Raw genomic sequence first — 17,747 nt, forward strand, 5'->3', positions numbered from 1 at the left:
GAGGCGTGGATGGGAAAGCAGCGGGTCGGCGTTGGCGCGCGCGGCAGCGGCGCCGGGCGCGTCCGATTCAAGGTCGGCCTGATGGCCGCCGCCTTCTTGCTGGCAGGCGTCGCCCTGCTCGGCGGTTCGCTCGGTTATCGGTGGCACGTCTCGGCCGAGGCTGACCGGTTGCAGAGCGATGGCGTGCCGATCACTGCCACCATCTCTGACCGCTCCGGTGGCGGCGGCCGAGGCAGCGGCATCGACCGCATCGAGATCAACTATCTGTTCGACGGGGTGCAGTACGAGAAGTGGATCCCGTGCGCCGGTCTGACGGGTTGTCACAGCACGCCGGGGCCGCAGGTGACGATCCGGGTCGACCCCGCCGATCCGGAACTGTTCGTGGCCGAGAACGGCCACACGAACGGTTCGCTGTCGTTCCTGATGTCGTGGACGCTGATCCCGATCGGCGCGGTGCTGACCATCATCGGCGCCGGTCTGCTGTTCGTGGTGGTGAAGGACAAGGACAGCTGGGCCTGAGCCAGGTTCGGGGATCGCCGAGAGAGGACACACCAATGGCGCGAAAGACCAGGCAGGGCGGCTGGCGACCGCCAGCCGCCCGCAACCCCGCGGCGTTCGCCGTGTCTGTCGGCGGGGCGGTGCTGATCCTGGTGGGTCTGCTGACCGACGCGATCGCCCTGGCCGTCATCGGCGCTGCCCTGGCGGTGGCGGGGTGGCTGATCGCCCGGCGCGCCCGCTGACCGACGGTGCGTCAGTCGCCGACCGTCTGCGTCAGCTGGCGACCGTCTCCGGGGTGCGCTGCACCGGTCGGGCCAGCCACCCGCTGACCCGGCGCTCGGCGTAGAACGAGACGAACGGCACGGTGCCGGCCAGCATCACCAGGAGCATCCGCTTCAACGGCCAGTCGGCCCGCCGGCTCAGGTCGAACGCGGCCACCAGGTAGATCATGTAGAGGAAGCCGTGCGCCGGCCCCACCGTCTCCACGACGACCGGGTTGTCGAACGCGTACTTCAGCGGCATGCCGATCACGACCAGCAGGATCAGCACCACGCCCACGATCCAGGCGATCACGCGGTACCGGGTAAGGGCAGCGCCCACCTTTGTCCGTCCTTCCGAGCCCGGCTCAGCCGGGATAGTCACCGGGCCGGGCGCCCGGATTGGCGTTCAACCATGACAGGTAGTGGTTGTAGGCGGCCAGGTCGGTGTCCTCGCCGACGTCACCGGTGGCCGGCACCCGGGACACCCGCACCGGTCGGCGTACCGCCGGTCGGGACCCGGTGGTGACCGCCGGCGCCGGCTCGACGGCCGGGTCCGCGGGCGGTGCGTCGGCCTCCGCCATCCTGCGGCGGGCCAACTTCACCTCACGCCACCAGACGTAGACCACGAAACCGGCGAAGATCGGCCACTCGACCGCGTACCCCCAGCTCAGGCTGTTGCCGGCGGCGGCCCGGCTGATCTGCCACCAACCCAGCCCGAGGAAGCCCACGACCAGCACGACCATGGCCACGTGGCGCGCGATCCACGCCGGAGTCCAGAGCCGCCTCATGGCATCGAGGGTACCGGGGACGCCGCCGGTCTCCGACACCGTGTCGTAGTTGTCGCCTCGTCGGCGTGGTTTGGCATCACCACGCCTGGGCAATCGTCTAGACGCCAGCCCAAACGAGATCAAGGGGGGCGATCATGACCGGATCGGTACGTGAGGACGGCTTCGCGTCCAGTGATGGCGCGGATGTGAGCCCGGAGCAGCGGGTGCCCGAGTGGGGCGGCGATGAGCTGGCCGACCCGGCCGGCGCTCCCGGTCTCGACGGCGAGCTGCTCGGCATCGACCCGACGGAGCTGACCGACGAGGACCTGATCCGCGAGATGCACAGTCTGCACCGCACCCGCCTGGACACCCTGCGGCACGCTGCCGACTCCGCACTCGCCAACCACCTGCGACGCACGGCGGAGCTGGAGACCGAGTACCTGGCCCGCCACCCGGGTCGCGAGGTCGATCCCAGCCGCCTGCGGGACGCCTGATGCCGGCGCGCGCCGTACGCGGCATGTCCGCGCCACCCGAGGTGGTCTTCAGCACGGCCACCGACCCCGACCGTGCCTCGGCCTGGCTGCCGGAGCCACTGCGCGGCGACGGCAGCCCGGCCGCGGAAATCAACGGCGACGAGCTGCGTGCCCGGTGGGGCGACACCGACGACTGGTCCGCCGAGATCCGGGTCGAGCCGGCGGATTCCGGTGGCGCCCGGATCGAGCTGGACCTGGCCGACGGGTCGGGCGGGCCCGGGCCGGACCAACTGGCCGACCAGGCGCTCACCAACCTGGCACGCGAGGTCGCCGACAACCTCCAGGCCGGCTGAGCCGGCCACAGCGGGACGCCGCTCCCGCCACCACCACGACACGTGAGGAGATCGGGTGAGCGACACTGGCCTGCGACAGAAGGCGGCCCGGCTGCGCCGGGCGTACGCGCCGCACGAACACCGGCCGCTCGGCGGCTACCTGGTGGCGATGGGCGCCTACGCCGGGGTGACCGGTGCGCTCGCCGGCCTGGTCAAGGCGACCGGTCGGCCGGTGCCGGAACGCCCCGCGCCGTCCGACGTGGTGCTGCTCTCCATCGCCACGCACAAGCTGAGCCGGCTGCTGTCCAAGGACGCGGTGACGAGCCCGCTGCGGGCGCCGTTCACCCGCTATGACCGCCCGATCGGCAGCGGCGAGGTGATGGAACAGGTCCGCGACTCGGGCAGCCCGACCCGGCACGCCATCGGCGAGTTGCTGAGCTGCCCGTTCTGCCTGGCCGTGTGGGTGGCCACCGGGCTGACCGGTGGCCTGGTCCTCGCGCCCCGGCTCACCCGCCTGGTGGCCACCGCGCTGACCGCGGTCGCCGCGTCCGACTTCCTCCAGATGGCGTACGCGACGGCCCAGCAGGCCGCCGAGGGCGGGCACGACGACGACTGATCAGCACGCACGAGAAAGGGGGCCGGCGGAAATCGGCCCCCTTTCTCGTACCCCTCAGCGCTGCATGCCGGACCAACCGTGCGGCGACTCCGGCTCCCGTTCGTGCTCGTCCGCCCCGGTGATGATGTCCCGGTCCACCGCCGTGCGGTCGTGCTCGTTGGCGAAGTCCGGCTCGGGCGTGGTGTCAGTGCCCTTCGGCGGCTGACCCAGCGCCGGCACCTTCTCGTCGTGGTCCTCGTCGTGGTGCGTCATGTGGTGTCCCTTCTGCTGTCGCTCACGCGGCGGAGCTGGCACAGGCGCTCAGCCGATGGAACCACCCAGCAGGTCGCTGGCCTCGTCCACCGCGTACTCGCCCTCGGGCAGCGCGTCGATCCGGGCGAGCAGGTCCGGCGGGAGTTCGGCGGCCACCGCCTTGCGGTAGATGTCCGCCTGGGTGACCCGTTCCTGCCCCCGGTAGAGGTCGTCGAGCAGGTCGTCGAGGGCCCGGGTGTCCGGCTCGCCGGCCACTGATGCGTCGTCGGTCACGTCGATCAGCTACCCCGGGCGGAATCGGTCAAACGTCACGCCAGCGGGCCGGCCGTCGCCCCCGGACGGGTTCGAGGGGCAATCGACAGCGCCGCCCCCGGCCTTGTGGGCCGGGGGCGGCGCTGGTGTCGGTGTGCAGGTCGCCTCTCGGCGAGTGGCGCTACGCGGCTCCAGCCGGACGGTATTCCGCGAAGGCTATTTAGGTGAGGCCCGGGGACACTGGGCACACCGACACCCCAGTCAACGAGCCGACCCCCGCTCGTGTTCCGTGCGGCCCGGTGTCGGCGGTCACACCGTCGTCGGCACTGTGGCCCGCCGGGCCCGCACGGCCGAGGCGAGGTGGTCGAGCACCTCGGCGGTGTCGTCCCAGCCGAGGCAGGCGTCGGTGACCGACCGGCCGTACTCCAGCTGCCGGGTCGGGTCGAGCTCCTGTCGGCCGGGCAGCAGGAACGACTCCAGCATCACGCCGGTGATCCCACGCTGGCCGGCGGTGAGTTGCGCTGCCACGTCCGCGGCCACCAGCGGCTGGTTGCGGTGATCCTTGCCGCTGTTGGCGTGACTGGCGTCGATCACCAGCCGCTCCGGCAGGTCGGCGGCGCGGAGCAGATCGAGCGCCCCGGCGACCGACGCGGCGTCGTAGTTCGGCCGGCCGCCCCCGCCGCGCAGCACCAGGTGCCCGTCGGTGTTGCCCCGGGTGTGCATGATCGCCGGGGTGCCGGAGAAGTCGATGCCGGGGAAGACGTGCGGAACCCCGGCGGCGCGGATCGCGTCCACCGCCGTGCCGATGCTGCCGTCCGGGCGGTTCTTCATGCCGATCGGCATGGACAGACCGGAAGCCAGCTGCCGGTGCACCTGGCTCTCCACGGTACGGGCGCCGATAGCGCCCCAGGCCACCGTGTCCGCGATGTACTGCGGAGTGATCGGGTCGAGGAACTCGCAACCCACCGGCAGGCCGAGACGCAGCACGTCGAGCAGGAGCGCCCGCGCCAACCGCAGCCCGGTGTTGACGTCCCCGCTGCCGTCCAGCCCCGGGTCGTTGATCAGGCCCTTCCAGCCGACCGTGGAGCGTGGCTTCTCGAAGTAGACCCGCATGACAATCAGCAGGTCGTCGGCCAGCCGGTCGGCCGCCGTCCGCAGCCGCTGCGCGTAGTCGAGGGCGGCGGCCGGGTCATGCACCGAGCAGGGACCGACCACCACCAGCAGGCGGTCGTCCTCGCGGTCCAGCACGCGCCCCACCGCACGGCGGCCGTTCAGTACGGCCGACGCGAGCGGGGGATCAAGGGGTAACTCGTGGTGCAGCAGGGCGGGCGTGGTCAGCGGCACGACACGGTCGATCCGCTGATCGCTGACCCGATCGGTCTCCGGGGTCGTCACGGTGGGCATCCTTCCGCCGACCGTGCCCGGGGCCGGTGCCCGGGACGAGCCGGCTGCTCGTACGCAAAAGGGCAGGAACGACAGCTCCTGCCCAGCCGGCTCGGTCCGTGGTGACGTCAGTTCATGGTGAAGTCACCGGCGTGCGAGCCGGCTGCCTAAACCATCGATAGGAACGCGTCACCGGGCCAGCGTACCCGACCGGACGCGGTCACCCGGCCCGTCGTCCCAAGATGCGGAGCGAACATCGCGTGCCAGGGATGCGGTCGGGGTAACAGGGGTCCCATGACACACGAACAGAGCGATCAGGACCGGGTGGAGTCCCGGGCACACCACCTCCTGCCCGAGGAGACGGCGGTGGGCAGCGACGACCCGGAGGCGCAGGCGGAAGCCATCCTCACCGAGTCGGACATCCGCACGGCGGACCAGAACGCCGCCCCGGACACGGTGCTGGAACGTCGTACGTCGGATCAGACCGTTGTCGCTGTCGAACCGCCGGACTGAGCGGTCGCCCCGCGCGCCCGGCGCGACCCCCGGTAGGTCTGGTCGCGCAGCCAGGCCAGCGGACCTGCCAGCCGCAGTTCGGCTGGCAGGTTGCGCGTCGGGTCGAACGCGAGCGCCGCGTCCTGCTCGGCGCTGAGCTGGGCACCGAGGCTGACCTGCCCGACCAGCCGCCACGGCCCCACCGCCGACGCGACCGCGAGCACCAGGCGCGGGGTGTCCGTCCGCGTCGCGGCGGCCACCGTGGCCAGGCTGCGGCCCAGGTCGGCCGCGTCCGGGTCGGCCAACGCGGCCAGCCAGAGGCGTCGCCGACCTGCGCGGAACCACGTGATCGTGCTGTACGTGCCGGTGAAGCGGCGGCGGGGCAGCGGCAGGTTCCGCAGCACCGGGGCCGCGCCGCTGGAGCTGACCAACAGGTCGAACGGCCGGCCGTCGTCGCGGTGCAGGCGCACCGCGAGGCCCAGCACGTCCGGCCAACTGCCCGGCGTGGGTGTGCCCTTGGAGAGCCGGACGGTGGTCCGGTACCGGCCGGGGTCGTCGAGCAGAGCGACCCCGGTGGGGGGTCCCGGCGTACCCCAGATCACCGTCTCGCCGACGAACGAGCGACCGGCCGGATGCAGCAGCCGGCCGCGGCGCAGCCGGCCGAGTGCGGTGCTGGCGCGTTCGACGGCGGTGGCGGCCCGGGACGGGAGCGGGGTGACGGTCATTCCCCTCCGGTACCCCGCGCGGCCGCACCGATGCCGCCCGGGTCGGCTCGCCGACCGACAGCGCGTCACCTTTCCGCCCCCGAGATCAGATAGCGTCGGGGCATGCCCGACAGCGGTTACCCCTGGCCCATTCAGACGTCCCGACTGGACAACGGCCTGCGCGTGGTGGTGAGTGAGGATCGCACCGCGCCCGCCGTGGCCGTCAACCTCTGGTACGACGTCGGCTCCCGGCACGAGCCGGCCGGGCAGACCGGTTTCGCCCACCTCTTCGAGCACCTGATGTTCGAAGGCTCGGTGAACGTGGCGAAGACCGAGCACATGAAGCTGATCCAGGGCTCCGGCGGCTCACTCAACGCCACCACCAACCCGGACCGGACCAACTACTTCGAGACGGTCCCGGCCGAGCACCTGGAGCTGGCGCTCTGGTTGGAAGCCGACCGGATGGGCGGGCTGGTCCCCGCCCTCACCCAGGAGACGCTGGACAACCAGCGGGACGTGGTGAAGAACGAGCGCCGGCAGCGCTACGAGAACGTGCCGTACGGGGACGCCTGGTTGCGACTGCTGCCGATGCTCTACCCGCCGGGGCACCCCTACCACCACGCCACGATCGGCTCGATGGCCGACCTGAACGCCGCCGACCTCGCCACCTTCCAGGCGTTCCATCAGACCTACTACGCGCCGAACAACGCGGTGCTCACCGTGGTCGGCGACGCCACCGCCACCGACGTGTTCGCGCTCGCCGACAAGTACTTCGGCGCGCTGCCCGCCCGCGACGACATCCCGCCCGCACCGGACGGCCGCAGCGTCCCCGCCACCGGGCAGACGGCCGTCGAGTCGGTCAGCGCCGACGTGCCGGCGCCGCGGGTGTACATCGCCCACCGCAGCTACCCGTTCGGCAGCCCGGGGTACGACGTGATCACCGTGCTCGCCACGGTCCTCGGCAGCGGCCGGGGCAGCCGGCTCTACCAGCGCCTCGCCGACGGCGAGCGGATCGCGCAGCCGGACCTGGTCGGGGCGTACGGGGTGGACCTCGCGCACGGCCCGGCACCACTGATCGCCACCGCCACCGCCCGTCCCGGAGTGAGCGCCGAGCGGCTGGCCGAAGGGCTGGCCGAGGTCGTCGACGAGCTGGCCACCGTGCCGGTCACCGCCGCCGAACTGGACCGGGCCAAGGCGTTGCTCAGCACCGGCTGGTGGCGTCAGCTGTCCACCGTCGACGGCCGCGCCGACCTGCTCGGCCGGTACGCCACGCAGTTCGGTGACCCGGCCCGCGTCGCCGACCACCTGCCGGCGCTGCTCGCGGTCACCGCCGAGCAGATCGCCGAGGCCGCCGCCGACGTGCTCGCCACCGACCGGGTGACCTTGACCTACCTGCCCGAGGAGACCTCATGACGCTGATCGCCGACCGTCCCGGCCCGGGTGCCGCCCGCCCGTACCGGTTCCCGCCGGTGGTCCGCCGCGCCGTGGCCGGTGGTCAGGTCGTCGCCGCGCACCTGCCGGGGCAGAACCTCGCCGTGGCCCTGCTGCTGCTCGACGTGGGCGCGGGCCAGGAGCCGGTCGGCAAGGAGGGCCTGTCCGGTGTGCTGGCCAAGGCGTTGGAGGAGGGGACCGCGCAGCGGGACGCCGCCGCGTACGCCCTCGCCGTCGAAGGGCTCGGCACCGCCTTGTCGACCGGCCTGGACTGGGACTCGTTCCAGGCCAGCGTGGTGATCCCGGTGGACCGGCTGAACGCGGCAGTGGAGTTGCTGGCCGAGGCGGTCCGCACGCCCAGGCTGGACCCCGCCGACGTACGCCGGGTCCGCGACGACGAGGCGACAGCGCTCCGCATGGACTGGGCCAACCCCGGCCCGCGCGCCGACGCCGCGCTGCGGGCCGACCTGTTCGGCGCGCAGAACCGCTGGGGGCGGCCGATGCACGGCGACCCGGAGTCGGTCGCCGGGTTGGACGTGGAGGACGTCACTGTCTTCCACTCCGAGTGGTTCCTGCGCCCCGGCACCCTGATCGTCGCCGGTGACCTGGACCGGATCGACCTCGACGCGCTGGCCGCCGCGGCGTTCGCCGGCACCGGTGGTGGCCCCGCCGAGCGCGGCGGCCCCCTTGAGGTGCCGACGCACAACGGTCGGCGGATCATCCTGGTGGACCGACCCGGGTCGGTGCAGTCGACGCTGCGGCTGGGCCACCCGGCACCACACCGGGCGCACCCCGATCACGTGCCGATGACGCTCGCCGGCACGGTGCTCGGCGGTGCGTTCACGTCCCGGCTCAACCACCTGCTGCGTGAGGTCCGCGGCTACACCTACGGCATCCGGGCTGACTTCGCCGCGTCGCGCCGGTTCGGTCGGTTCGCGGTCAGCTCCGGGGTGCAGACGGCGGTCACCGCGCCGGCAGTGGTCGAGGCGGTGGGCGAGATCACCCGTACCCAGGCCAGCGGGGTGACCGAGGACGAGCTGGAGGTGGCCCGCTCGTGGCGGGCCGGGCAGCTCTCGGTCGAGTTGCAGAGCCCTCGGGCGATCGCCTCCGCGCTGACCACCCTGGTGGTGCACGACCTGCCGGACGACTACCACGCGCGGTTGCGGGAGGCGCTGCTCTCCGCCGACGTGGAGCAGGTCTCCGCGGCGGCGGCCACCCACCTGCACCCGGAGGCCCTGACCCTGGTCATCGAGGGCGACGCCGCAGCCATCCGCGACGACCTCCAGGCCACCGCCCTGGGCGACCTCCTCCCCTAACCCCACCCACCCCTGCTCCCGGCCTCCCGGCCCTCCGCTTCGTTGATCATGAAGTTGTTGCCACCTCCGACGGCGTGTCGCGGCAACAGCTTCATGGTCGACGGGGGTGAGGGTGGGGGTTGGGGGAGTGGGTGGGTGGGTGTGATGCGGGACCCGGGGGGTGGGAAAGGGGTCCCGGTTCCGGGGGTCGGGTCGGTAGCCTCGCGGGCATGAGGATCGGCATTGTGGGAGCCACCGGCCAGGTCGGTGGCGTGATGCGGCAGGTGCTGGCGGAGCGGGAGTTCCCGGCGGAGCAGGTGCGGTTGTTCGCCTCGGCGCGGTCAGCCGGGCGTACGCTGCCGTGGCGCGACGGCGAGGTGATCGTCGAGGACGCGGCCAGCGCCGACTACTCCGGGCTGGACATCGTGCTCTTCTCGGCCGGTAAGGGCACCGCCCGGGAGTTGGCCCCCCGGGTCGCCGAGGCCGGCGCCGTCGTGATCGACAACTCCTCGGCGTTCCGGATGGACCCGCAGGTGCCGCTGGTGGTCGCCGAGGTCAACCCGCACGCCGCCCTGGACCGGCCGAAGGGCATCATCGCCAACCCCAACTGCACCACGATGGCCGCGATGCCGGTGCTGCGCCCGCTGCACGCCGAAGCCGGCCTGGTCGGCCTGGTCGTGTCGACGTACCAGGCGGTCTCCGGTGCCGGGCTGGCCGGCGTCGCCGAGCTGGACGAGCAGGTCCGCAAGGTGGCCGAGCACGCCACCGGGCTGGCCTTCGACGGGTCGGCCGTGGAGTTCCCCGCGCCGCGTTCGTTCGCCCAGCCGATCGCCTTCAACGTGCTCCCGCTCGCCGGCTCGATCGTCGACGACGGCTCGTTCGAGACCGACGAGGAGCAGAAGCTCCGCAACGAGAGCCGCAAGATCCTGGAGATCCCCGACCTGAGGGTCTCCGGCACCTGCGTCCGGGTCCCCGTCTTCACCGGGCACTCGCTCCAGATCAACGCCCGGTTCGCCCGGCCGCTCACCCCGCAGCGCGCCCACGAGCTGCTGGCCGACGCGCCGGGGGTGGCGTTGACCGACGTCCCGACGCCGTTGCAGGCCGCCGGCCAGGACCCGACCTACGTGGGCCGGATCCGCGCCGACGAGACGGTGGAGCACGGGCTGGCCCTGTTCTGCTCCAACGACAACCTGCGCAAGGGCGCCGCGCTCAACGCGGTGCAGCTCGCCGAGCTGGTCGCCGCCGAGCGCCGCTGACCGGCACCGGTCGCCACACCACAGGCCCTCGACATCCAACAAGCACCGAGCCCTCGCCGCCCGTCGGCGAGGGCTCGCTGCCGTTCCGGGTGGTCGCACTGTCGGTGCGTGCGCTCGACCTCGGTCGCTCTGGACGAGGGCCAGCACCGGGTGGTCGCCCGCGAGGGCCGGCGGGTCGTGCTTGGATGGGTCGGAGACGATCGTCCAACCTGGAGGACACCATGCCCGACGACCGCACCCAGCAGGCGTTGACCGACCTGGTGGCCGGCCACTCGATGGGCGTGCTCGCCACCATCAAGCGGGACGGTCGCCCGCAGCTGTCCACGGTGCTCTACTCCTTCGACCGGGACGCCGGCCTGATCCGGGTCTCGGTCACCGACTCTCGGGCGAAGACCGCCAACCTGCGCCGCGACCCCCGGGCCAGCCTCCACGTCAGCAGTCAGGACGGCTGGGCGTACGCGGTGGTCGAGGGTCGCGCCGAGCTGACCCCGCCGTCCGCCGAGCTTGGCGACGACACGGTCGAGGAGTTGGTGGTGCTCTACCGGGCGCTGAGCGGCGAACACCCCGATTGGGACGAATACCGCCAGGCCATGGTCGACGAGGGGCGGATCGTGCTGCGGCTGCACGTGGAGCGGCTCTACGGGATGCCGCCGAGGGGCTGACCCCGACCGGTCAGCCCGGTTCGATCACGGTCACGCCGGGCCAACGCTGCGCCGGTCGGTGCCGGGCCAGCCGTCGCCGGGACAATGCCACACCCACCCGGGCCGGGTTGTGTCGCCACACCCCACGCAAGAGGTCCGCGAGGCCGTACGGCGCACAGACCTTCAGCCGGTCGGCCGAGTCCAGGCGGACGGCCACCGCTGTCGCGTACTCCGGCCAGGTGGCGACCGCCTCGGTGACATCGCGGTACGGGGTGATCGGTTCGCCGCCGAACTTCGCCGCGTACCAGGTGTGCACCGCCGCCTGGTTGCGCGCCTCCCACGGCGGTTGCGGCCACGCCGCCGTCAGCCGGGCGGTGGCCCGGTCGTCGTCCTCGCGGGTCAGCCGGGTCGGGTCGAAGAAGACCACGTCCACGTCCCGGACCGTCGCCGGGTCGAACCCGTGTCCGTACCGCTCGCCCCAGACCAGGTCGCGCAGGACGCCCGCGCCGATCCAGGCGTCCGGCAGCCCCGAGTCGCGCACCACTGTCAGCGCCCGGGTCAACCACCGGTTGCCGGCTACCAGCTCCCGCAGCTCCGACTCGTCCGCCGCCATCAGCCCACCGTAGGCGGCCACCCCGGGGTGCGCTGCCCCCGGGCGGGTCGGCGGGTGGCGGGTCCGAGGTGCGGCGTGTGCGGAAGCGCCGGTAGCCACCGGCGGCCGGGCGTTACCCGGTGCCGGACGGCGGGTAGACGGGCCGTGCCGACACCGAGAGGGGAGCACCATGACAACGGTCGGAGAGTTCATGACGACCCGGTTGGTGACGATGGACGGCAACGACACGCTCATCGCGGCCGCGCAGGAGATGCGTGACAGCGCGATCGGAGACGTGGTGGTGACCGACGGCGACAGTGTGGTCGGCATCGTCACGGACCGGGACATCACGGTCCGAGGTGTCGCGGAGAACATGGATCCGGGCTCGACCCGGTTGAATCAGATCACCACTCGCGACGTGATCACGGTGAGTCAGTACGACGATGCCGTGGCCGCCGCTGACCTGATGCGGACGTACGCCGTACGCCGGTTGCCGGTGATTGACGACGGACGCCTGGTTGGCCTGGTCTCGATGGGTGACCTCGCGGTCGAGCGTGAACCGCAGTCGGTCCTGGCCGACATCAGCGCCGACGACCCGAACAACTGACCGTCCGCCGCGGCAGACGCGCGCCGGCCCTCCCCCCACGGGGAGAGCCGGCGCGCGCTCTGTCCCCCACCCCTCCCCGCGTGATCAAGAAGTTTGCGTCACGACACGCCCACGGTGGTGACGCAAACCTCTTGATCACCGGAGCAAGGGGTGGGGGTCACCTGAATTGGGTGAGGTTGGGCGTGGGGGAGGGCGGGGACCCGTGCGGGGACGTGCAACGCCGGCCGTCCGCGCGACGCGAGCGCGGTGGGTGGGATCCCCGGCCCGGCAACTGGGAGGAGTGGACCCGATGGTGGACGCGACCACGAGGTTCTTCGAGGACCTGGACCGGCGGGGGTACGAACCCCTGCTGGCCAAGACCTCCGGGACGCTGCGGATCGACCTGCACGAGGGGGCGCAGACCCGGCACTGGCTGCTGAGGATCGATCACGGCCGGCTGAACGTCAGCCAGGAGGACCAGGAGGCCGACACGGTGATCGGCGCTAGCCCGATCCTCTTCGACGACATCGCCTCGGGGCGCGAGCACGGCCTGGCCGCGCTGCTGCGCGGCGACATGACGGCGTCGGGCGACCTTCGGCTGGTCGTACAGGTGGAGCGGATCTTCCCGGGGTCACCGGACGCGCGTGGGCCACGTCGACGTTTCGCCGGGGAGGTGCACTGATGGGGCAGAGCAACACGATCCGGATCCTGGACGGCAACACGTTCGTCGTCTGCGAGGACACCGGTGACATCGAGGCGACGCCGAGCGAGCCCACCGGGCTGTTCTCCATCGACACCCGGTTCCTGTCGACCTGGGTGCTGACCGTCAACGGTGAGCGACTCAACTCGCTCTCCTTCGACGACCTGCAGTATTTCGAGTCGCGCTTCTTCCTGGTCCCCGGGATGGCCACGCACTACGTGGACGCGAAGTTGTCGATCATCCGGGAGCGGGCGGTGGGCGGCAGCTTCCGGGAGCAACTGACCATTCTCAACCACGACGAGAAGCCGGTCGACCTGGAAGTCCGGATGGATGCGGCGTCGGACTTCGCCGACCTGTTCCAGGTCAAGGACGAGATCCTGAACAAGAAGGGCGAGATCTACACCGAGGTGGAGCCGGATCGGCTGCGGCTGGGCTACCGGCGGGGGAACTTCCGGCGGGAGACGGTGATCTCGTCGTCGATGTCGGCCCGGTACGACAGCAAGGGTTTCGCGTACACCGTGCACCTGGAGCCGAACGAGCAGTGGGAAGCCTCGATCGACGTCGAGACCAACGCGGTCGGGCCCACCGGCCGGGACCTTCGTCTGGGGCTGCGCAAGCATGGCACCGAGCGGCTCGCCCTCCAGCACGACCTGGAGCAGTGGATCGCCGACGCGCCCAAGGTCAACAGTGAGCACGGCCGGGTGGCCAGCACGTACCGGCGCAGCCTGATCGACCTGGCCGCGCTGCGTTTCCCGCCGTTGTCACTGGGCGGCGCCACCCTGCCGGCCGCCGGTCTGCCCTGGTTCATGACCATGTTCGGCCGGGACAGCATCCTCACCTGCCTGCAGACGCTGCCGTTCACCCCGCAGCTGTCGAAGACGACGCTACGCATCCTGGCGTCCCTGCAGGGCAGCCGGTTCGACGACTTCCGGGACGAGGACCCGGGGCGCATCCTGCACGAGATGCGCTACGGCGAAACCGCCGCCTTCGAGGAGCAGCCCCACTCGCCGTACTACGGCTCGGTGGACGCGACGCCGCTGTTCATCGTGCTGCTCGACGAGTACGAGCGGTGGAGCGGGGACGTCGAGCTGGTCAGGGAGCTGGAGCAGGAGTCCCGGGCGGCGCTGAGGTGGATCGACAACTACGCCGACCTCGTCGGCAACGGCTACATCTGGTACGAGCGCCGCAACACCGACACCGGCCTGGAGAACCAGTGCTGGAAGGACTCCTGGGACTCGATCTCCTACTCCGACGGCACGCTGCCGCCGTTCCCACGGGCCACCTGCGAGGTGCAGGGGTACGCGTACGACGCGAAGGTCAGGGCGGCCCGGTTGGCTCGCGCATTCTGGGGTGACCCGGAGTTCGCCGACCAGTTGGAGCGGGAGGCGGCGCAGCTCAAGGAGCGGTTCAACCGGGACTGGTGGGTGGACGACGGCGAGTACTACGCCCTGGCCCTGGACCCGGACGGCCGCCAGTGCGACATCCTCAGCTCCAACATCGGCCACCTGCTGTGGAGTGGGATCGTCGAGCCCGAGCGGGCGGAGAAGCTGGCCGCACACCTGGTCGGGCCGCGGCTGTTCTCCGGCTGGGGGGTGCGGACGCTCGCCGACGGGGAGGCGCGGTACAACCCCATCGGCTACCACAACGGCACGATCTGGCCGTTCGACAACTCGTTCATCGCCTGGGGTCTGCGCCGCTACGGCTTCGCCGAGGAGGCCGCGACCATCGCCAACGGCATCCTGGACGCCGCAACGTACTTCGACGGCCGGTTGCCGGAGGCGTTCGGCGGCTACCCGCGGGAGCTGACCAAGTTCCCGGTGGAGTACCCGACGGCGTGCAGCCCGCAGGCGTGGTCGACGGGCACCCCGCTGTTGTTGCTGCGCACCATGCTCGGTCTGGAGCCGCACGAGGGTCACCTGGCGGTCGAGCCACGGCTGCCGGTCGGGATGGGCCGCATCGAGGTGTTGGACATCCCGGGCCGGTGGGGTCGGGTGGACGCGTTCGCCCGGGGTCGACTGGACCTGAACGCCCTCACCGACTGACCGGATCGACCGCCGAGCCGGCGGTGGCGCGTACCACCCCGCGCCGCCGCCGGTTCGCCACCCAGCCGATCTCCAGCCGGTCAGGGTAGATTCTGCGAATGCCGGAGCTCGTGTACCCGCCCGTTATCGCCGCCGCCAAGACGCTGTTCCGGGTCCTCGACCTGAAGATCACCATCGAGGGCGCCCACCACGTACCACGCACTGGTGGGGCGGTGCTGGCCAGCAACCACGTGAGCTACCTCGACTTCATCTTCGCCGGCCTGGGAGCGAACCCCTCGGGTCGGCTGGTCCGGTTCATGGCGAAGCAGTCGGTCTTCGCCGACCGGATCGGCGGTCCGTTGATGCGTGGGATGAAGCACATCCCGGTCGACCGGCAGGCCGGCGCGGCTTCGTTCCGCGCCGCCGTGGACGCACTCAAGCGCGGCGAGGTCGTCGGCGTCTTCCCTGAGGCGACGATCAGCCGGTCGTTCACCGTCAAGGAGCTCAAGAGCGGCACGGTCCGGATGGCCCGCTCGGCGAAGGTGCCGGTGCTGCCGGTCGCTGTGTGGGGGACCCAGCGGCTCTGGACGAAGGGCCGCCCGCGCACGCTCACCCGCCGCCACACGCCGATCACCATCCTCGTCGGCGAGCCGATCCACCCGGCGGACTATCCGGACGTGAACGTGCTGGCCGCCGAACTGACCACCCGGCTCACCGCCCTGGTCGACAGGGCCCAGCGGGACTATCCGGAGAAGCCGGCCAGCCCGGAGGAAGCCTGGTGGCAGCCGGCGCACCTGGGCGGCACCGCGCCGACGCCGGAGGAGGCCGCCGCGCTGGACGCCGCCGCCGAAGAGCGCGCCCCCAGCGCCTGACGCCGGGTTGGCCGGATCGTTCCGCACCCGGTCAGAATGGTGTCTGCCGGTGTGCACGTCGTCGGACCAGTATCGAGGTCATGAGCAGAGCAGCACTCGTCGTGATCGACGTACAGGAATCCTTCCGTCAGCGCCCGATCTGGGCGTACGGCTCCAACCCCGACATGATCCGCCAGGTCGACCGGCTGGTGGCTGCCGCCCGGCAGCGCGGCGACCTGGTGGTCTGGGTCCTGCACTCGGAGCCCGGCACGGGCGGGTTGTTCGACCCCGCCCTCGGGTACGTGCGGCTGATCGACGGGCTGGTCCCCGCCGAGGGTGAGCCGACAATGGTCAAGACGGCGCACAACGCGTTCACCACCACGAACCTCCAGCAGTTGCTCACCCAGGCGGGCATCACCGACATCACCGTCTGCGGTATCCGCACCGAGCAGTGCGTGGAGACCACCACCCGGGTCGGCGCCGACCTCGGCTACCGGATGACCTTCGTCACCGACGCCACGCTGACCTTCCCCATCCCGCACCGGGACCTGCCGGAAACCGCCACCGTCGCGGAGATCCTCGCCGACCCGCGCACGCTGACCAACGAGGAGATCGTGACCCGCACCGAGTACGCGCTCGCCGGCCGCTTCGCGACCATCCGGACCGTGGACGACCTGGTCGGCGCGACAGTCGTCGGCAGCGAGGGCTGACGTCGTGACCCGGGTCGTCTTCCTGCTGGTCCCACAGCTGCACCTGCTGGACCTCGCCGGGCCGGCCCAGGTCTTCTCCAGTGCCGCCGACCTGGGGTACGACTACCAGCTGCACTACGTCGCGGAACGCGAACAGGTGCCGACAGTGCAGGGCGTACCGCTGGTCGCCGACACCCGGTGGCCCGAACTGGCCCCGGACGACCTGGTGATAGTGCCCGGGTGGCGGCCTGCGGCGCACGGGCCGCAGGGGCCGGTGTCCCCGGGCGACCTGCGGCGCCTCGCCGCGCACCACGCGGCCGGCGGCACGGTGGCCAGCGTCTGCGCCGGGGCGTACGCGCTCGGCCGGGCCGGGCTGCTCGACGGTCGCCGCTGCACCACGCACCACGAGGTGCAGGACGACCTGGCGCGCCGGCACCCGGCGGCCCAGGTCGTCCGCGACGTGCTGTACGTGGTGGACGACCGGGTGGTCACCTCGGCGGGCATCGCCAGCGGCATCGACGTGGCGCTGCACCTGGTGGCGACGCGGCACGGCCCGGCGACCGCCGCGAAGATCGCCCGCACGCTCGTCGTCTACGCCCGCCGCAACGGGCACGAGCCGCAGGCCAGCGCCCTGATGCGGCACCGCTCACACCTGTCCGACTCGGTGCACCGGGTGCAGGATCTCATCGACAGTCGGTACGCCGAGCCGCTGCCGCTGGCCGAGTTGGCCGCCGCCGGCGGCGTTGCCGAACGAACGCTGACCCGGCTGTTCCGGGCGAGCACCGGCCTCACCCCGCTGGGCTATCAGCAGCTGCTCCGGGTCGAACGCGCCGAGCACCTGATCGGGCACGGCAGCACCGTGGAGGCCGCCGCGCGGGCCGTCGGCTTCACCGATGCCCGGATGCTGCGCCGCCTGCGATCCCGCCCCACGAGGTCGGCTCCGGTCTTGACCGGTAGTAGTCGTCCCGGGAGTGGAACTCCACCGGCAACGAGCCGGGCAGCGTGATCCGGGTGTCGCCGGCGAGCAGACCCGGGCCGGCCCGCAGCAGCAGCACGTCGCGTTCCTGGGCCGAGAGGTCGACCAGCTGCGGACGGTTGAGCCGGAACAGGGCCACCGCCCGGCGAACCTGACGGGCCAGGGCCACGACCTCGGCGGCGGCTCCGCTGAGCGCCAACGCCGGTTGCTGGATGGTGCGCAGCGCGTCGCACACGATCAGCAGTTGCAGCGGCGCGTCAGGGGTGGTCGCCGACAACTCCAACCGGGACGGCCACTGCCAACGGATCTGCCCGCTCATCAGGCCGTTGAGCCGAGCGGGCGGCCGGGCGCGGTGCGTGCCGTCGGCGACGAGCGACAGCTGCGAGCCGCTGCCCACCCAGCAGATCCGCTGGTCGGTGACGGTCACCTCGACCGGCTCGGGAAGCTCCCAGCGGCGTCGCGCCTCGCTCGGCCCGAGCAGGTAGCCCGCGACCAGCAGCCGATGTCGCCCGAGCAATCGTTCACCGGGCCTCGGTCGCAGGTGGTAACGGCGGTCCAGGGTCGGGCCCACGTCGTCGTCCGGGGCGTCGAACCGGTGGGGACCGATGAAGAACGGGGACGCATCGGAGTGCATCGTCACGACCTTCCGGTCAGCTGGCTGTGAAGAGAAGCCTCGCGGA

Annotated in this window: 24 protein-coding genes; 16 read left to right on the top strand and 8 right to left on the bottom strand. The window is 71.9% G+C overall.

The annotated features are described in order from the left end of the window. Window positions 1-9: 9 nt before the first annotated feature. Together KBX26_RS18675 and KBX26_RS18680 are read left to right on the top strand one after the other, a co-directional pair. The gene (locus KBX26_RS18675; protein ID WP_030333328.1) at window positions 10-519 is read left to right on the top strand and encodes a DUF3592 domain-containing protein; all 510 of its coding nucleotides are present in this window, start codon (window positions 10-12) and stop codon (window positions 517-519) included. A 35-nt stretch (window positions 520-554) separates the two neighbouring features. Further along, the gene (locus KBX26_RS18680) at window positions 555-740 is read left to right on the top strand and encodes a hypothetical protein (RefSeq protein WP_030333329.1); all 186 of its coding nucleotides are present in this window, start codon (window positions 555-557) and stop codon (window positions 738-740) included. A gap of 31 nt (window positions 741-771) precedes the next feature. Here the strand turns inward: KBX26_RS18680 and KBX26_RS18685 are convergent, their stop codons facing one another. Beyond that, window positions 772-1,098, bottom strand: a complete 327-nt coding sequence (locus KBX26_RS18685) for a DUF3817 domain-containing protein (protein WP_030333332.1) — start codon at window positions 1,096-1,098, stop codon at window positions 772-774. Window positions 1,099-1,123: 25 nt separating this feature from the next. After that, entirely contained in the window at window positions 1,124-1,546 is a 423-nt protein-coding gene (locus KBX26_RS18690) for a hypothetical protein (protein ID WP_210865994.1), read from the bottom strand. A 131-nt stretch (window positions 1,547-1,677) separates the two neighbouring features. Between KBX26_RS18690 and KBX26_RS18695 the strand changes: the two genes are divergently transcribed. Genes KBX26_RS18695 through KBX26_RS18705 form a run of 3 tightly spaced genes read left to right on the top strand, consistent with a single transcriptional unit; the run spans window position 1,678 to window position 2,946 of the window. Continuing rightward, on the top strand, window positions 1,678-2,019 hold the full coding sequence (locus KBX26_RS18695) for a DUF6158 family protein (RefSeq protein ID WP_030333336.1): 342 nt from the start codon (window positions 1,678-1,680) through the stop codon (window positions 2,017-2,019). Then, the gene (locus KBX26_RS18700; RefSeq protein ID WP_030333338.1) at window positions 2,019-2,351 is read left to right on the top strand and encodes a hypothetical protein; all 333 of its coding nucleotides are present in this window, start codon (window positions 2,019-2,021) and stop codon (window positions 2,349-2,351) included. Before KBX26_RS18695 ends, KBX26_RS18700 begins: the two co-directional genes overlap by 1 nt. A 55-nt stretch (window positions 2,352-2,406) precedes the next feature. Beyond that, on the top strand, window positions 2,407-2,946 hold the full coding sequence (locus KBX26_RS18705) for a DUF1360 domain-containing protein (RefSeq protein WP_030333340.1): 540 nt from the start codon (window positions 2,407-2,409) through the stop codon (window positions 2,944-2,946). A gap of 54 nt (window positions 2,947-3,000) precedes the next feature. On the opposite strand, the gene KBX26_RS18710 is transcribed toward KBX26_RS18705, so the two are convergent. The 3 genes from KBX26_RS18710 to KBX26_RS18720 form a co-directional block, all read right to left on the bottom strand. Beyond that, complete coding sequence (locus KBX26_RS18710) at window positions 3,001-3,198, bottom strand: hypothetical protein (RefSeq protein WP_030333341.1); 198 nt, start codon at window positions 3,196-3,198, stop codon at window positions 3,001-3,003. A 48-nt stretch (window positions 3,199-3,246) separates the two neighbouring features. After that, window positions 3,247-3,480, bottom strand: coding sequence for a hypothetical protein (locus KBX26_RS18715; protein ID WP_247680815.1), 234 nt, complete (start codon window positions 3,478-3,480; stop codon window positions 3,247-3,249). A 279-nt stretch (window positions 3,481-3,759) separates the two neighbouring features. Further along, window positions 3,760-4,854: a 3-deoxy-7-phosphoheptulonate synthase gene (locus tag KBX26_RS18720; protein ID WP_030333345.1), complete on the bottom strand. Its 1,095-nt coding sequence runs from the start codon at window positions 4,852-4,854 to the stop codon at window positions 3,760-3,762. 273 nt (window positions 4,855-5,127) lie between these two features. On the opposite strand from KBX26_RS18720, the gene KBX26_RS18725 reads away from it, so the two are divergent. Next, on the top strand, window positions 5,128-5,346 hold the full coding sequence (locus KBX26_RS18725) for a hypothetical protein (RefSeq protein WP_030333347.1): 219 nt from the start codon (window positions 5,128-5,130) through the stop codon (window positions 5,344-5,346). Here KBX26_RS18725 and KBX26_RS18730 read toward each other — a convergent pair. Next, entirely contained in the window at window positions 5,313-6,050 is a 738-nt protein-coding gene (locus tag KBX26_RS18730) for a hypothetical protein (RefSeq protein ID WP_030333349.1), read from the bottom strand. The genes KBX26_RS18725 and KBX26_RS18730 overlap by 34 nt on opposite strands. A 102-nt stretch (window positions 6,051-6,152) precedes the next feature. Here KBX26_RS18730 and KBX26_RS18735 point away from each other — a divergent pair, with 102 nt between their 5' ends. The 4 genes from KBX26_RS18735 (at window position 6,153) to KBX26_RS18750 (ending at window position 10,673) form a co-directional block, all read left to right on the top strand. Continuing rightward, window positions 6,153-7,442: a pitrilysin family protein gene (locus KBX26_RS18735; protein ID WP_030333351.1), complete on the top strand. Its 1,290-nt coding sequence runs from the start codon at window positions 6,153-6,155 to the stop codon at window positions 7,440-7,442. Beyond that, the gene (locus KBX26_RS18740) at window positions 7,439-8,776 is read left to right on the top strand and encodes a pitrilysin family protein (protein WP_210865995.1); all 1,338 of its coding nucleotides are present in this window, start codon (window positions 7,439-7,441) and stop codon (window positions 8,774-8,776) included. Before KBX26_RS18735 ends, KBX26_RS18740 begins: the two co-directional genes overlap by 4 nt. 209 nt (window positions 8,777-8,985) lie before the next feature. After that, a complete protein-coding gene (locus tag KBX26_RS18745) occupies window positions 8,986-10,011 on the top strand; it encodes an aspartate-semialdehyde dehydrogenase (RefSeq protein WP_030333356.1) in 1,026 nt (341 codons plus the stop codon). Window positions 10,012-10,232: 221 nt separating this feature from the next. Continuing rightward, window positions 10,233-10,673, top strand: a complete 441-nt coding sequence (locus KBX26_RS18750) for a PPOX class F420-dependent oxidoreductase (RefSeq protein WP_030333358.1) — start codon at window positions 10,233-10,235, stop codon at window positions 10,671-10,673. 10 nt (window positions 10,674-10,683) lie between these two features. Here KBX26_RS18750 and KBX26_RS18755 read toward each other — a convergent pair whose 3' ends face one another. Continuing rightward, on the bottom strand, window positions 10,684-11,265 hold the full coding sequence (locus tag KBX26_RS18755; protein ID WP_030333360.1) for a nucleotidyltransferase family protein: 582 nt from the start codon (window positions 11,263-11,265) through the stop codon (window positions 10,684-10,686). A gap of 169 nt (window positions 11,266-11,434) precedes the next feature. On the opposite strand from KBX26_RS18755, the gene KBX26_RS18760 reads away from it, so the two are divergent. The 6 genes from KBX26_RS18760 (at window position 11,435) to KBX26_RS18785 (ending at window position 17,097) form a co-directional block, all read left to right on the top strand. Further along, on the top strand, window positions 11,435-11,851 hold the full coding sequence (locus KBX26_RS18760) for a CBS domain-containing protein (RefSeq protein ID WP_030333361.1): 417 nt from the start codon (window positions 11,435-11,437) through the stop codon (window positions 11,849-11,851). A gap of 289 nt (window positions 11,852-12,140) precedes the next feature. Beyond that, entirely contained in the window at window positions 12,141-12,512 is a 372-nt protein-coding gene (locus KBX26_RS18765) for an SCP2 sterol-binding domain-containing protein (protein ID WP_210858850.1), read from the top strand. After that, entirely contained in the window at window positions 12,512-14,572 is a 2,061-nt protein-coding gene (locus KBX26_RS18770; RefSeq protein WP_210865996.1) for an amylo-alpha-1,6-glucosidase, read from the top strand. Before KBX26_RS18765 ends, KBX26_RS18770 begins: the two co-directional genes overlap by 1 nt. 98 nt (window positions 14,573-14,670) lie before the next feature. Continuing rightward, on the top strand, window positions 14,671-15,423 hold the full coding sequence (locus KBX26_RS18775) for a 1-acyl-sn-glycerol-3-phosphate acyltransferase (protein ID WP_210865997.1): 753 nt from the start codon (window positions 14,671-14,673) through the stop codon (window positions 15,421-15,423). Window positions 15,424-15,503: 80 nt separating this feature from the next. Next, the gene (locus tag KBX26_RS18780; RefSeq protein WP_210865998.1) at window positions 15,504-16,112 is read left to right on the top strand and encodes an isochorismatase family protein; all 609 of its coding nucleotides are present in this window, start codon (window positions 15,504-15,506) and stop codon (window positions 16,110-16,112) included. A gap of 4 nt (window positions 16,113-16,116) precedes the next feature. Beyond that, window positions 16,117-17,097 carry a GlxA family transcriptional regulator gene (locus KBX26_RS18785; protein WP_210865999.1) on the top strand — a complete coding sequence of 327 codons (981 nt, stop codon included), beginning with the start codon at window positions 16,117-16,119 and terminating at the stop codon, window positions 17,095-17,097. On the opposite strand, the gene KBX26_RS18790 is transcribed toward KBX26_RS18785, so the two are convergent. Then, complete coding sequence (locus tag KBX26_RS18790) at window positions 16,979-17,701, bottom strand: hypothetical protein (RefSeq protein WP_210866000.1); 723 nt, start codon at window positions 17,699-17,701, stop codon at window positions 16,979-16,981. The genes KBX26_RS18785 and KBX26_RS18790 overlap by 119 nt on opposite strands. Window positions 17,702-17,747: the final 46 nt, after the last annotated feature.

The sequence above is a fragment of the Micromonospora sp. C97 genome, from assembly GCF_018070385.1.
Taxonomy (GTDB): domain Bacteria; phylum Actinomycetota; class Actinomycetes; order Mycobacteriales; family Micromonosporaceae; genus Micromonospora; species Micromonospora parva.